The organism is Brevibacterium sp. Lmc1 (genome assembly GCF_057654315.1).
The window spans coordinates 2,852,990-2,867,200 of the sequence record NZ_CM172803.1 but is presented as its reverse complement, the minus strand read 5'-3'; the positions used below and the strand labels follow the sequence as shown (position 1 = coordinate 2,867,200).

Genomic DNA, 14,211 nt, shown 5'->3' with positions numbered 1-14,211 from the left:
GCCCACCTCGAGGAACACCACACTAGAAATGAGGAACTCATGAGAATGAGGAAGAAGGCGACAATGGTCGTCGCCGCGACCGCTGCGCTGGGCCTGGCACTGTCCGGCTGCCAGCAGGCGAACAAGGACTCCGGCGGAGTCGACAGCGACAAGGCGGACAAGGAGATCTCCGGGCTCCCCACCACCGACTACCAGAAGGCCGGATACGACGAGGTCAAGGACGGCGGCACGCTGACCTACCCGATCACCGAGATCCCCGCGAGCCTCAACTACTACCACGCCGACGGCGCCCATGTGGACAACAACAACATCTACGGCACCACCTTGGGCGGACCGGTCAAGATCAAGGATGACGGCACCTGGGAAGTCGACAAGAACTACGCCGAGAGCGTCGAGATCGCCAGCGAGGATCCCCTGGTCATCGACGTCAAGCTCAATAAGGACGCCGTCTGGGAGGACGGCACACCGATCGACGTCGACGACTACAAGGCTTTCTGGCAGACTCGCGACGGCAAACACGACGAGTTCGAGGTCGCCTCGACCAAGGGCTACGAGGACATCGAGAAGATCGAATCCGGCAAGGACAAGCACGACGTCAAGGTCACTTTCAAGACCCCGAACATCGACTGGCCGAACTACATCGGCGCCTTCCTGCCCAATGAGATCACCGAGGATGCCGACTCCTTCAACAAGGACTACACGAAGAAAGTCCTGCCTTCGAACGGTCCCTACAAGGCCGACAAGGTCGACACGAAGTCCGGCGTCATCACCATGGTCAAGAACGACAAATGGTGGGGACAGGAACCCAAGCTCGACAAGGTGATCTTCAAGGTCGTCTCTCAGGCACAGCAGGCTCAGGCCTACGCCAACAAGGAGATCGACCTTGTCGATGTCGGCACCGATGGCGACTCCTACAAGACCGCCGGCAAGCGCGAAGACGGAGAGATGTACAAGTCGCAGGGCATGGAATACACGCACCTGACGATGAATGCGAAGAAGGGTGCGCTCAAGGAGCAGGAAGTCCGTGACGCGATCGGTCATGCGATCAACCGCGAAGCCATCGCTCAGGCTGCGATCGGCCCCGTCGAAGCACCGGTGACTCTCATCAACAACGTCACATTCATGCCCGGCCAGGAAGGCTACCAGGACAACACCGACGGCAGCCTCGACTTCGACCAGGAGAAGGCGAAGAAGATCCTCGACGACGCCGGCTGGAAGGAAGGCGATGGGGGTGTCCGCGAGAAGGACGGAGAGAAGCTCCAGTTCAAGATCGTCGTTCCCGCCGATACCGCTTCGAATGCCCAGCGTGCCGAACAGGTGATGAAGGACCTCAACGAGATCGGCTTCAAGGTCGAAATCGAAACCGTTCCGGTCGCCGCGTACTTCGCCGACCACGTGCTCAACGGCAACTTCGAGATGGCGACGTTCACCTGGCAGGGCACAGCCTTCCCGATCTCCTCGGGATCGAACCTGTTCTACCCGGCGGATTCCGCGCAGAACCACTCGAAGATCTCCAGCGATGCGATCGGCGAGAAGTTCAAGGCTGCGACGAAGACACTCGATCCGGCCGAGGCGAAGAAGCTGGCGAACGAGGGCGATGCCGAGGTTCTGAAGCTCAAGCCGCTCATCCCCTTCTACCCGACACCATATGTGTGGGGCGTGAGGAATGACGTCCTCAACCTCGGGCCGCGCCAGCTCGAAACACCCGACTGGACCGAGATCGGCTTCAAGAAGTGATGCACTGATCGATTGAAGCCTTCCGAGACTGCCGGCCCCGTGGGATCACGTTCCCCACGGGGCCGGTCCTTCTGTGTTCAGATGAGTCCGACTGCCACCAGGAGCACCAGCACCAGAGTCACCCCGATGACGCCCCGGCTCCATCGAGTGCTGACGTCCTCGGCAACGCCGGACGGACCTCTTCGCGCAGCCGTTCCAGGGGCATGGGCCTGAGCATGCTCCCATCGACGCAGCAGCTCGAACGCGGGGTGATTGTCCAGAGACTCCGGTCGCGTTCCGCCGGTCAGTCCGGAATCGATCTTCCGTCGCGGCATTCCGGGGGCGTTCCACGGTCGAATGGTGCGTTCGACCCCCTCCGCCGAGGCGGTTTCGATCGTCACGACAGAACCCAGCCGAATATCACGGATTCGGGTGAACGGCACCGTCGTCGTACGCAGGATCTCCCTGACCTCCACCTCGTCGGTTCCGACGACGAGAGCCGGCCGCCAGAGGACGATGAACGCGAGCCAGCCGATGAGTACAAGCCCTGGACCGAAACGGCCGACGGTGTCCCACGCCCCGCGCAGCAGCGCGTCGCCGAGGAGGAAAGCGAGGAACGCCCACACGATGACCGTGATGATGGGGCCGCTGCGTTGTCTCAGGATGATCGGTGCACTCACCAGCCCAGCCTATCGGCTCTAGGATGTAGGTCACACGACTTCAGGAGAGGAACACAATGCGCATCGTCGTTCTCGATGACTATCAGCAGGTGGCAGGCACGTTCGCGGACTGGAGCGGTCTCGACGCCGAGGTCGAGTTCATCGATCGTCCCATCGTCGACGACGAAGACCTCGTGCAAGTCCTCTCCGGCGCCGAGGTGGCTGTGGCGATGCGAGAGAGAACCGCCTTCACCGCCGGCCGGCTGGAACGGCTGCCGGACCTCCGTCTGCTCGTGACCACGGGACGGGTCAACGCCTCCATCGACGTGGAGGCGGCGCGTGCGCAGGGGATCGTGGTCTGCGGAACCGAGTCGACCACCTCGGCGACACCGGAGCTGACCTGGGGACTCATCCTTTCCGTTCTGCGCAGCATCCCGGCCGAGGACGCCGCTGTCCGAGGCGGCGGCTGGCAGTCGACCGTCGGGGGAGACCTCGATGGGCACCGCCTCGGCGTGGTCGGTCTGGGACGTCTGGGAACGAAGGTCGCGCGGGTCGGTGCGGCCTTCGGAATGGATGTCGTGGCGTGGAGCCAGAACCTCGACGCGGAACGGGCGGACGCCCTGGGCGTGCGCGCGGTGAGCAAGGACGAACTGTTCTCCACCGCGGACGTGGTGACGATCCACTACAAACTCAGCGACCGCAGCCGAGGACTCGTGGGAGCCGCCGAACTTGAGACGATGAAGCCCGACAGCATCCTCGTCAACACCTCGCGCGCCGGACTCGTCGACACCGACGCGCTCATCACCGTGCTGGAAGCAGGTGGGATCCGTGGGGCCGGACTCGACGTCCACGAGGAAGAGCCGTTGCCGGTGGACCATCGCCTCCGCAGCACACCGCGCACTGTGCTCACCCCGCACCTGGGATACGTCACCGAAGACACCTATCGGATCTTCTTCACTCAGGCAGTCGAGGACATCGCAGCCTGGGTCACAGGAGAGCCGATCCGCGTGCTGGGCTGAGCCGACTCGAATACGCCAACGGATATGGTGAGGTGGGAGAGGCGCCACACAACTCGGCTCCTCCGTGCGAGAACTATGAACGAAAGCAGAGGCACAATGGTCGACCAATCCGACAGAGACGACGGAGAGAAGACAGTCCTCGACGCGAGTCTGGAGGTCTTCCGTGCCCACGGGATGACGACGATCTTCGGAAATCCGGGATCGAACGAACTGCCGTTCCTCGCAGGACTGTGCGACGACTTCCGGTTCGTCCTCGGTCTGCACGAGCAAGTCGTCGTCGGTATGGCCGAAGGCTTCGCACGGGCCACGGGAGGGCCGGCGTTGGTGAATCTGCACGCCGCCTCGGGGTCGGGCAACGGCATGGGGGCGTTGACGAACGCCCACTACGGCCACGTTCCGCTGGTCGTCCTCGCAGGTCAGCAGGTGCGCCGCACCGTCGGTCAGGAGACGATGCTCGCCAGCGTCGATGCCTCGATGCTGCCCGCCCCGCTGGTGAAGTACTCGCACGAGCCGCTGTCGGCCACCGACGTGCCGCGCACGCTGTCGCAGGCGGCACTCGAGGCAACCACCCAGCCGAGTGGTCCCGTCTATGTGTCCGTTCCGCTCGATGACTGGGACGAACCGGCACTACCCGACGACGCACTGTTGGCGAAGCGTTCGGTGACGACGGCAGGAACCATGCCGGAGTCGCTGCGCCGCGAACTCACGGACGTCCTCGACGGGGCACAGAACCCTGCCCTCGTCCTCGGCCCGCAGGTCGATGCCGCCGCAGTGGCTGATCCGACGGTCTATGAGGACGCAATGGTGCTGGCCGAACGCCTGAACGCCTCCGTCTACGTCGCACCCTCACCAACGCGGTGCCCGTTCCCGACCACCCATCCGAACTTCGAAGGCGTCCTGGTTCCGGGCATCCGATCGGTGCGCGACCGATTGTCCGGCCACGACGTCGTGCTCGTTATGGGAGCCGCCACGTTCCGGTACCACCGCTGGGAGCCGGCGAACTATCTGGCGCCGGGCACCGAGGTCATCCAGATCACCCAGGACCCGCGTGAGGCGACACGGGCACCGTTCGGCCGCGCCGTCGTCGCGGACGTCGCGACCGCGCTCGCCGACCTCGCTGCAGCGACGACGGATCGAGGAACTCGCCGAGGCGACCGTGGGTCTCGAATCGTCACCTCCCCGCCGCGGTCAGAGCAGGGAATGACCGGCACCGAGGTGCTCGCCGTGCTCAACGATCATGTCGACGACAGCGTCGTGTACGTCAATGAGACGACCACCCTCGACCTCGACTACCTCGAGCGGATCGTCATCGACAGGCCGGGCATGTACCACTTCCCGGCCTCGGGAGGGCTCGGCTTCGGGCTGCCGGTCGCGCTGGGTTTGGCGATCGGCGACCCGGAGAAGACCATCGTCGCCACCGTCGGTGACGGGTCGGCGAACTACGGGCTCACAGCTCTGTACACGGCCGCCCAGTTGGGCACGAAGACGATCTTCATCATCGTCAACAACTCCGGCTACGGTGCGCTCTCCGGATTCGCCGAACGGATGGGCGTCCCTGACACACCGGGGCTGACCCTGGGCACGATCGACTTCGTGTCGTTGGCGCAGGGCTACGGTGTCCCGGCCAGCCGGACCACGACTCGCGAGGAGTTCGACGCGGCCTACCGTGAAGCGCTGCAGGCCGACGGACCGGTGCTCATCGACGCCGTCGTCCTCGGCGTCGACGGGCGGACGGTGGCGTGACAGAACGACGAAGCCGCCGGAGAGTCGGAACTCTCCGGCGGCTTCGTCATTGGTCGACCTGACTGCCCAACCGGCCACGTCGGTCACGATCGTTGGTCGGGGTGGGCCGCCTCGGCGAGGTTTTGGTCGAACCTGAACGGGTCAGTTCACCTCGGCGGGATCGGCCGAGACGCGGCCGCCGTTTTCGAGCGCGTCGATGGCTGCCACCTCGGCGTCGGTGAGTTCGAAGTCGAAGACGTCGAAGTTCTGCTCCATGCGGTCGCGGTTGTTCGACTTCGGGAAGACGACGTGACCCTTCTGCAGGTGCCAGCGGATGATCGCCTGAGCCCAGGACTTCTCATGGGCGGCGGCGATCTCACCGATGACGGTGTTCGCGTAGTCGACCTTGCCCTGGCCCAGCGGACCCCAGGCTTCGATCTTGATGTCGTGCTCGGCGAGCAGCGGACGGGTCTCGACCTGCTGGAACTGCGGGTGGACCTCGATCTGGTCGACGGCCGGGATGATGCCCGTGTCGAGGATCTCCGGCAGGAAGCGGTGGTCGAAGTTCGAGACGCCGATCGAGGTGGTCAGGCCCTGGTCGCGGTAGCCGGGGAAGGCCTCCCAGGTCTCGACGGAGTTCTTGTTCGCCGGGGTCGGCCAATGGATGAGGTAGAGGTCGACATGGTCGAGGCCGAGCTTCTCCAGGGATTCTCCGAGGGCCCGCTTGGATTCCTCCGCACCGTGGCGGTCATTCCACAGCTTGGTCGTCACGAAGAGTTCGTCGCGGGAGATCCCGGACTTCGCGATGGCCCGGCCTACGCCTTCCTCATTGCCGTAGACGGCAGCGGTGTCGATGTGGCGGTAGCCGACTTCGAGGGCGTCGGTGACGATGCGTTCGGTCTCGTCGGGGTCGACCTTGAAGACGCCGAATCCCAGCTGGGGGATCGTCTTACCGTCGTTGAGAGTGAGTGTGGGAACCGTCATGGTGCCGCCTTTCGTCACGTATGCACTGGTTAGGACGGATCCGAGGCTGATCGGGTCCGCCGGTTCGGCACCCGGTGAGGGCACCGAACCGAGCGTATAACGTCACCGGGCCCCGGAGCATTCCATGGACGGTCAGCTTCTGCCCTCGTCCTGTGCGCGCTTCTTGCCCGTGGACTCTTCGGCGGCGATCTGGGCTTCGTCGAAGACCGAAGGAGCACCGGTGCCGGTGTCGGTCTCGTCCTCGCGGCCCGGGGTGTGCAGATTGAACTTGATGATCGCCCACCGGAACAGGAAGTAGTAGATGACGGCATAGGCCAGGCCGATGACCAGCAGAAGCAGGACCGGTCCGATGCCGCCGGACAGTTCCGACGCTCGTCCGAGGTTGAGCAGATAGTCCAGCGCACCGGCCGAGAAGCCGAACCCGGATTTGATGCCGAGCGCATTCACCAATGCCAGAGATGTGCCGGTGAGTACGGCGTGGACCGCGTAGAGCGGGAATGCGACATAGGCGAAGGCGTATTCGAGCGGCTCCGTGATTCCGGTGATGAAGGCGGTCAGCGCCACCGAGAGCATGATGCCGCCGACGACCTTGCGGCGCTTGGGATGGGCGGTGCGATAGATCGCCAGGGCCGCGGCCGGCAGCGCGAACATCATGATCGGGAAGAAGCCGGTCATGAATGACCCCGTCCAGTCGGCCGTGCCGTCCACACCGGAGAAGAAGCAGGTGATGTCGCCGTGTGCGGTGTCCCCCGAGGAGGTGGTGCACGAACCCAGTTGGAACCAGGGCAGGTTGTTCAGCAGATGGTGCAGTCCGAAGGGGATGAGGAGACGGTTGATCGTGCCGAAGACGAAGCCTGTGCCCGGGTTGGCTCCGTGCTCCATGAGGAAGCCGCCCACGCCCTTGTTGATGAGGGCGTCGAAGACAGGGTAGATGAGCGCCATGATCACGGCGATGACCATCGACGCGACCGCAGTGACGATCGGGACGAAACGGCGACCGCCGAAGAAGCCGAGGTAGGTCGGCAGCTTGATCCGGTGATAGCGCTGATAGAGCAGGGCGGTGATGATGCCGACGACGATTCCGCCGAGCACTCCGAAGTTGATGACGTTCTCGCCCTCACCGTTGTCCGAGCCGAAGCCCGGAGCCATGGCGGTGAAGACTCCGGTGAGGACCATATAGCCGACGACGGCGGCCAGTGCCGTGGAGCCGTCGGCCTTCTTCGCGAAGCCGATGGCCACACCGACGGCGAAGATCAGCGGCAGGTTGTCGAACAGAGCCGAACCGGCGGCCGCGAAGACCGTCGCCACCGGCAGCAACCAGTCCGCGAACTGGCCGAGTCCGTCGGCGCCGAGCATGTCCGGCTGGCCGAAGCGCATGAGAAGGGCCGCGGCCGGAAGCACGGCGATCGGGAGCATGAGGGAGCGCCCGACGCGTTGGAGCTGGGCGAACCCTGGTATCGCCCTCCTGCGCTTCTTCGGTGCCTCAGCGGATGCGGTGGTCATCGGGTTCCTCCTCGGAAATGGGGCAGTCGGTCACGAGTCGCCGTAGACTTGTGACGCAGATCGCAGAACGTGAAATCGACGCCGGCGCATGGACGCCGGAGATGAAGGTGACAGACATGGACAAAGCAGCGCAGATCCTCGCCGGACTGGGCGGTGCCGACAATATCGACGACATCGAAGCGTGCATCACTCGCCTGCGCGTCGAGGTCGACGATGACTCTCTCGTCAACGAACAGGCGCTCACGGCAGCCGGTGCCTTCGGCGTGGTGGTGCAGGGGAGCGCGGTCCAGGTCGTCGTCGGTCCGGAGGCCGACAACCTCGTCGATGACATCGAAGACCTCATGGGCTGAGTCACGTCTTCGTCTCCTCTGCTCGCCGATGAGCATCTGCTGGTCGACAGTGATCCTTGTCTGTAGTCTGAGGTCAGTCTAGGCGAAGTACAACTGATTTTGGAGAAAGGCGGCCTGCTGGCTATGGCAGTCACGATCGCTGCACCCATCACCGGCACGGTGATCCCATTGACGGAGGTTCCCGACCCCGTCTTCGCAAAAGCGCTCGTCGGCCCCGGAGCGGCCATCGACCCCGGCGAGGCCGCGACCCTGACGGTCACGGCTCCTGTCGCGGGAAAGCTGACGAGCCTCAAACCCCACGCCTTCGTCATCTCCCACCGACCCGATCAGGGTGTGCTCGTCCACCTGGGCATCGACACCGTTCACCTGAAGGGAGGGGGTTTCACGCTCCGTGCCGAGGCCGGGCAGCAGGTCGAGGCCGGCGAAGAGATCGTCGTCTGGGACTTGGCCGCCGCCCGTGAAGCGGCGAAGTCCGTGGTCGTTCCGGTCGTCGTTCTCGAAGCCGACGCCGAAGACCTGTCTCTCGCCGAGGCGGGGCCGATCGCGGCCGGCGACGTCCTCATCCGAATCGGCTGAGGACGTCCGAGTCAGCTGAGGCGTCTCACTCCGCGAAGAGGGTATGAACCTCGCCCGTATGCTCGCGTCCGCCGAGCGCGGTGAGCTCAAGGACGACGGCTGAGCCGATGACCTCGGCGCCGAGATCGGCGACCAGGGACTGGGCCGCTGTGAGCGTTCCGCCGGTGGCGAGGATGTCATCGATGAGCAGCACGCGCTCGCCCTCCTTCAGAACATCGGGACCTTCGATCGTGGCAGTGCCGTATTCGAGCGTGTACGACACAGCAGCCGCTGGGCGGGGGAGCTTTCCGGCCTTGCGGATCGGCAGGATTCCGACTCCCGTCATCGCGGAGATGGCACCCGCGAAGAGGAAGCCACGGGCCTCGAGCCCGCCGACGATATCGAACTGACCTGCGAAAGGTTCGATGAGCGCCTCGGTGACGCTCCGCATTGCCGGACCATCGGCGAGCAGCGGGGAGATGTCGCGGAAGACAACTCCCGGTTCGGGATAGTCAGGAATTGAGGTGATGAGGCTCTGGGCGCGGCCGAGATCAGATTGAGTCACGGCACAACGATACTCGGTGACGCCATTGTGCCCTCAGCGCGGATCGGCACAATGGGAGGGTACAGAAGACCGTCGTGGATCGGAGGAGCAGTGACATCGGATGCGACGCGCGATCGAATCGCCGAGGCGTTCGCCCGGGTTCCACGCGAACCGTTCCTGCCGGTGGCAGAACGACAGAATGCCTCCGACAACGTTCCGTTGCCGATCGGGCTGGGGCAGACGAATTCGCAGCCGAGCACCGTCGCGGACATGCTCCGGCTGCTTGATCCGCAGCCGGGTGACTCTGTCCTCGACCTCGGATCGGGGTCCGGGTGGACCTCGATGCTGCTCGCCGTCCTCGTCGGTCCGGCCGGGCGGGTGCTCGGGGTCGAACGCCATCCCGGGCTCGTCGAATCCTCGCGGGCGGCCATCGAAGCCGTCACCGCCGATCCCGCAGACCAAGAGACCCTCGCCGAGGTGACCATCCACGAAGCCATTCCGGGTGCCCTCGGTCTCCCTGCTGAGGCGCCGTTCGACCGGATCCTCGTCTCCGCCGGGGCAGAATCACTGCCCGACCAGCTCGTCGATCAGCTGGCCCTCGGTGCCACGATGGTCATTCCCGTTGCGCGAGAGATGCTCCGAGTCGTCCGAGACGGTCGTGGTTCCGACGAGCTGACGATCACTCGTCACGGCCGGTATCGGTTCGTGCCGCTGATCATCGGGTGACCTCACCACTGCTTCGCTTCCGCCAGCGGATGAACCAATTGATGATGAAGAGCGCAAAACCGACGAGTGGCACCAATATGAATAGGTCCACTCCGTCGGTGAACGCTCTCCACGACCAGTTGAGAATCGGGTGGCCGAGAAGTGCTTGGGTGATGGCCAATGCGCAAACTGCAATGATGAGACCAGCCCCACTCAGCATGCCCGACAGCGTCGTGGCTTCGAATTCTTTCAGCGACGGAATCTCCAGTTCGGCTCGGTGTATGCGCAGGTGGCGTTGGGCTGCTGCGCGCGGCAGATCGAGATTGGTCACAAAGATGAGGAGAAGCCCCGCAAACCACAGTCCAGAAGCGATCAGCAGCATCCCCACCACCGCGGCCATCGCCAGGCCGACTAGGAATCCGAGGGCGACGGCGTCTCCGATGATCCGTCGTTCGTCGGCGGCGTCGTCAGTGTCGTTGGTTGTGCCGGTCGCGTTGACCTCAGTTTCTGCTGAGGACTCGGCGTCGGTCGGGTGCTCGGCCGCAGCTTCCTTATCCGATCCAGTGGCAAAGGTTGCCCTCCTCGTCGATTCGACTCGTCTTTTACACAGCAACATACTTTGCTGGAACTGCTGAGTCGACCACGCTGGTGATGACGAGCGGCAGGAGGACGGGAGGACCTCACACGAGGGAGTCGCGCCAGGCCTGGTGCAGCTGTGCGAACTTCCCGGTGCCGGAGATGAGTTCGTCGGGTGTGCCGTCCTCGATGATCCGACCGGATTCCATGACCAGCACGCGGTCGGCGATCTCGACAGTGGACAGGCGGTGGGCGATGATGATCGCTGTCCGGCCCTCGAGCACCGTGGCCAGAGCGTTCTGCACCAGCCGCTCGGACGGGATGTCGAGGTGCGCAGTCGCCTCGTCGAGGACGACGACATCCGGATCGGCGAGGAACACCCTGGCGAAGGACACGAGCTGACGCTGGCCAGAACTCAACCGGCCGCCGCGCTTCTTCACATCCGTGGCATAGCCCTCGGGCAGCCGGCGGATGTACGCATCCAAGCCGACCGCGGTCGCAGCCGCCACGACATCGTCATCGCTGGCGCCCGGATTGCCGATGCGGATGTTGTCGGCAATGGTGCCGGCGAAGAGGAACGACTCCTGCGTCACCATGACAACCGACGATCGCAGCTGTGCATCGTCGAGGTCACGCAGATCCACCTCGTCGAGGGTGATCCGTCCAACGCTTGGATCGTAGAAGCGGGTGACGAGCTTGACCAGGGTCGACTTGCCCGCGCCGGTGGCGCCGACGAGCGCGACGATCTGTCCCGCCGGGATGTGGAGATCGAAGCTGGGGAGGACGTCGGGGCCGTCGGAGTAGGCGAAGCGGACGTCGTCGAGATCGAGGGCACGACCGCTGGCAGCCGCGTCACTGGTTGCGTGCGCAGGCAGAGCCTGCGGCTGGGTCGGTTCGACCACCTCGGGGTCGGTGTCGAGCACCGCCGCGATCTTCTCCAGCGCCGCCGAGGCGGACTGGTAGAGATTGAACGCCTGAACGAGTTCATCGAGAGGACCGTAGAAACGACGCAGGTATAGGATGAAGGCGGCGAGCACGCCGATCTGCGTCCACCCCTCGATAACGAGCCACGCACCGATGACGATGATCACCGTCTGCGTGACGTTGCCGATCAGCCGCGTCCACCCGGCGAACCAGGCCACCCCGCGCAGGGCATCCGTGTTCGCATCCCGATACCGGGCATCCTGATCGCTCAAGGTCCCGCGCCGCTCGGGCTGACGCCGGTACGCCTGCACGGCGCGGATGCCGCCCATCGTCTCGACGAAGTGGACGATGACCTTCGCGATCGATGTCCGCGTGCGCCGGTAGGCGCTGCGCTGAGTCGAATGCGCCGCCTTCGTGATGAAGAACAGCGGCACGAATCCAGCGAAGACGACGATCGCCAGCGGCACATCGAGAACGACGAGGGTGACGGCGATGAAGAGCATCTGCAGCACCGCCAGCGCCGTGTCGAAGAGCGAATACGACAGGAACTGCTGCACCGATTCCATGTCCGAGGTCTGCCGGGACACGAGCCGACCCGAGGTCGACTTCTCGTGATAGCCCAGGTCAAGACGCTGCACATGGGTGAAGACCCTCTCGCGCAGGGTGAAGAGGATCCGCTGAGCGGTGATCCCGACGAGCCTGGTCGACGTGAACGCCAAGATCGCCGAGGCGATTGCGGAGACCACGAAGAGCGTGACCGCCCGGATCAGGGGATCCATATCGCCGTCGATGGCTGCGGGCACACCTCGATCGAGGGCATCAGCGATGAACACCGGCCCGATGACCATCAGCGCAGCCGTGAGCACGACGATGACGGCGAGGAAGACGGCCATCGCCAGGTGCGGCCTGACCAACGACATCAGCAGGGTGCGGGCTTTCTTCGCAATGTCCGGCGGCAGCGACTCGATCTCGTCGTCGCTGTCGAGACGTGGCATGCTCATGGTGTCCCTCCTTCCTTCGCCGAGGCGGCCGCACCCGGATACGTGTGTGCATCGGCTTTCGCGCTCGCCCCCATGAGTTCGCGGTAGAGCTTCGAGGACTCGAGCAGCTGTTCGTGGGTGCCGAGCGCTGCGATCCGGCCCTCGTCGAGCACCGCCACCACATCGGCCAATGCCGCTGTGGATGGGCGGTGGGCGATGATGAGAGTCGTCGAATCCGGCAGGATCTCCCGCAGGGCCCGCTGCACCCGATCCTCGGTGTCGACGTCGACGGCCGAGAGCGGGTCGTCGAGAACGAGGATGCGCGGACGCCCGATGACCGCACGAGCCAGAGCGAGGCGCTGACGCTGACCGCCGGAAAGCGACAGTCCCTGTTCGCCGACCTGCGTTTCCAGACCATCGGGCAGTCGGGAGACGAAATCCTTCGCCGCCGCGATCTCGAGGGCCTCCCAGATCTCTTCCTCGCCCGCGCCCGGGGAACCCATCTCGACGTTCTCGGCCACGGAAGTCGAGAACAGGATCGGGTCCTCGAAGGATACGGACACGAGGTGACGCAGCTCGTTCACCGGCATGTCTCGGATATCGACGTCGTCGATGCTCACCGTGCCGGCGGAGACGTCCTGAAGCCTGGGCACCAGAGACGCCAGAGTCGTCTTCCCCGAGCCGGTTGCCCCGACGAGAGCGAGAGTCTGACCGGGCTCGATGGTGAGATCGAGACCGCGCAGGGTCAGTCGCTCGGTATCAGAGAAATGGAAATCGACGTCGTCGAAGCGCAGCTTCCCGCGGTAGTGGCCGACTTCGGGAGCATCGTCGACACCGCCGTCGGTATCGGTGATGTCATGGCGGATGTCGATGACCTCCCAGTACCGTCCTGCGGCGGTCAGCGCCATGAGCGCATCGGCGAGCAGGAAGCCGAGCATCTCGATGGGCATCCGCAGCACCATCGAGATCGTCACGGCCGCCACGACCGTGCCGATCGTCGTCCAGCCCTCGATGACACCCCACGTGCCGACGGCGACGATCGCGGCCTGAGCCAGGGTCGGCAGCAGCAGGAGCACGCTCCACAGCCAGGAGTCGAGCTTCGCTTTGCGGATCTCCAAGGATTTCAGCCGGGTGGAGATCTCGGAGAAGCGCTCGGCGGCCCAGGGGGAGCGTCCGAACGACTTGAGGATGCGGATGCCCTGGATGGACTCCTCGACGTCGGTGGTCAGTTCGCCCATAGTGTCCTGCGACCGACGGGAGGTCTCCCGATAGTGCTTCTCGAAGACGGCGACCGCGATGATCGCCGGCACTGCCATGATGATCATGATCAGACCGAAGACGGGCTGCATGATCACGAGCATCACCGTGCCGACGGCGAGCACGATCGGTGTGGAGAGGAGGAACGGGAGCCCGAACGCGAAGAAGCGACGCAGCTGAGACAGATCATTCACCGCGCGCGAGAGGAGCTGGCCGGACTCCCAGGAGTCGTGGATCGCCACCGAGGTGTACTGCAGACGATCGAACAGGCGCGAACGCCACGTCACCTCCCAATGGGAGACGACGGGAGCGACGACCATGCGCCGTGCCCACATCCCGACAGCCTCGGCGATGCCGATGAACAGGACCCCGAGGACCGGCAGCCACAGGCCCGACAGATCGCGGTGGGCGATGGGTCCGTCGACGATGTAGCCGGTGATCACGGGGACGATGAGCTGGATTCCGTTGGCCAGGAGAGTGAGGACGAGCACGAGGACGTACACGCCGATGCGGGAGCGGAGGTCAGGCCAGAAACGGAGGAGGGGGCGCACGAGAATCCAGCCTAGTCGCAGACTGTGATCTATTCCACGAATCCGGCAAACAGGCTTCCCGTTTCTCTGTGCGCTGAAAATTGAGGTCGAGCGGAACGGCGGTGGGGAATGGGGACGCTGTGCCGCCTCGGCGAGTCTCGCCTGGCAATCATCGTCGGTCTCGAAT

At 64.6% G+C, this 14,211-nt stretch carries 13 protein-coding genes; 6 read left to right on the top strand and 7 right to left on the bottom strand.

Going from position 1 to position 14,211, the window contains the following annotated elements; all coding sequences use genetic code 11:
• The first annotated feature begins 39 nt into the window (after positions 1–39).
• On the top strand, positions 40–1,737 hold the full coding sequence (locus AC239G_RS12840; protein WP_139468882.1) for an ABC transporter family substrate-binding protein: 1,698 nt from the start codon (positions 40–42) through the stop codon (positions 1,735–1,737).
• 77 nt (positions 1,738–1,814) lie between these two features.
• On the opposite strand, the gene AC239G_RS12835 is transcribed toward AC239G_RS12840, so the two are convergent.
• Positions 1,815–2,396, bottom strand: a complete 582-nt coding sequence (locus AC239G_RS12835; RefSeq protein ID WP_180345618.1) for a YdbT family protein — start codon at positions 2,394–2,396, stop codon at positions 1,815–1,817.
• Between the two features lie 56 nt (positions 2,397–2,452).
• Here AC239G_RS12835 and AC239G_RS12830 point away from each other — a divergent pair, with 56 nt between their 5' ends.
• Both AC239G_RS12830 and mdlC read left to right on the top strand, forming a co-directional pair.
• The gene (locus tag AC239G_RS12830; RefSeq protein WP_139468880.1) at positions 2,453–3,394 is read left to right on the top strand and encodes a D-2-hydroxyacid dehydrogenase family protein; all 942 of its coding nucleotides are present in this window, start codon (positions 2,453–2,455) and stop codon (positions 3,392–3,394) included.
• 96 nt (positions 3,395–3,490) lie between these two features.
• Entirely contained in the window at positions 3,491–5,137 is a 1,647-nt protein-coding gene (gene mdlC / locus AC239G_RS12825; RefSeq protein ID WP_487489011.1) for a benzoylformate decarboxylase, read from the top strand.
• Positions 5,138–5,278: 141 nt separating this feature from the next.
• On the opposite strand, the gene AC239G_RS12820 is transcribed toward mdlC, so the two are convergent.
• Positions 5,279–6,100, bottom strand: a complete 822-nt coding sequence (locus tag AC239G_RS12820) for an aldo/keto reductase (RefSeq protein WP_139468878.1) — start codon at positions 6,098–6,100, stop codon at positions 5,279–5,281.
• Positions 6,101–6,232: 132 nt separating this feature from the next.
• A complete protein-coding gene (locus AC239G_RS12815; protein ID WP_487489010.1) occupies positions 6,233–7,603 on the bottom strand; it encodes a PTS transporter subunit EIIC in 1,371 nt (456 codons plus the stop codon).
• Here AC239G_RS12815 and AC239G_RS12810 point away from each other — a divergent pair.
• Both AC239G_RS12810 and AC239G_RS12805 read left to right on the top strand, forming a co-directional pair.
• A complete protein-coding gene (locus AC239G_RS12810; RefSeq protein WP_376906228.1) occupies positions 7,591–7,953 on the top strand; it encodes a PTS sugar transporter subunit IIB in 363 nt (120 codons plus the stop codon). The two genes, AC239G_RS12815 and AC239G_RS12810, sit on opposite strands and share 13 nt — an antisense overlap.
• A gap of 123 nt (positions 7,954–8,076) precedes the next feature.
• Positions 8,077–8,529 carry a PTS sugar transporter subunit IIA gene (locus AC239G_RS12805; RefSeq protein ID WP_487489009.1) on the top strand — a complete coding sequence of 151 codons (453 nt, stop codon included), beginning with the start codon at positions 8,077–8,079 and terminating at the stop codon, positions 8,527–8,529.
• Between the two features lie 25 nt (positions 8,530–8,554).
• On the opposite strand, the gene AC239G_RS12800 is transcribed toward AC239G_RS12805, so the two are convergent.
• Positions 8,555–9,073, bottom strand: a complete 519-nt coding sequence (locus AC239G_RS12800; RefSeq protein WP_376906226.1) for an adenine phosphoribosyltransferase — start codon at positions 9,071–9,073, stop codon at positions 8,555–8,557.
• Positions 9,074–9,163: 90 nt separating this feature from the next.
• On the opposite strand from AC239G_RS12800, the gene AC239G_RS12795 reads away from it, so the two are divergent.
• The gene (locus AC239G_RS12795) at positions 9,164–9,778 is read left to right on the top strand and encodes a protein-L-isoaspartate O-methyltransferase family protein (RefSeq protein WP_487489008.1); all 615 of its coding nucleotides are present in this window, start codon (positions 9,164–9,166) and stop codon (positions 9,776–9,778) included.
• On the opposite strand, the gene AC239G_RS12790 is transcribed toward AC239G_RS12795, so the two are convergent.
• The 3 genes from AC239G_RS12790 to AC239G_RS12780 all read right to left on the bottom strand — a co-directional run bounded on the left by AC239G_RS12790 (position 9,768) and on the right by AC239G_RS12780 (position 14,045).
• Positions 9,768–10,139: a hypothetical protein gene (locus AC239G_RS12790; RefSeq protein WP_487489007.1), complete on the bottom strand. Its 372-nt coding sequence runs from the start codon at positions 10,137–10,139 to the stop codon at positions 9,768–9,770. The genes AC239G_RS12795 and AC239G_RS12790 overlap by 11 nt on opposite strands.
• Positions 10,140–10,437: 298 nt before the next feature.
• Positions 10,438–12,258 (bottom strand): ABC transporter ATP-binding protein, encoded by a 1,821-nt coding sequence (locus AC239G_RS12785; protein WP_487489006.1) that lies wholly within the window; start codon positions 12,256–12,258, stop codon positions 10,438–10,440.
• On the bottom strand, positions 12,255–14,045 hold the full coding sequence (locus tag AC239G_RS12780) for an ABC transporter ATP-binding protein (protein WP_487489005.1): 1,791 nt from the start codon (positions 14,043–14,045) through the stop codon (positions 12,255–12,257). Before AC239G_RS12780 ends, AC239G_RS12785 begins: the two co-directional genes overlap by 4 nt.
• Between the last annotated feature and the right edge of the window lie 166 nt (positions 14,046–14,211).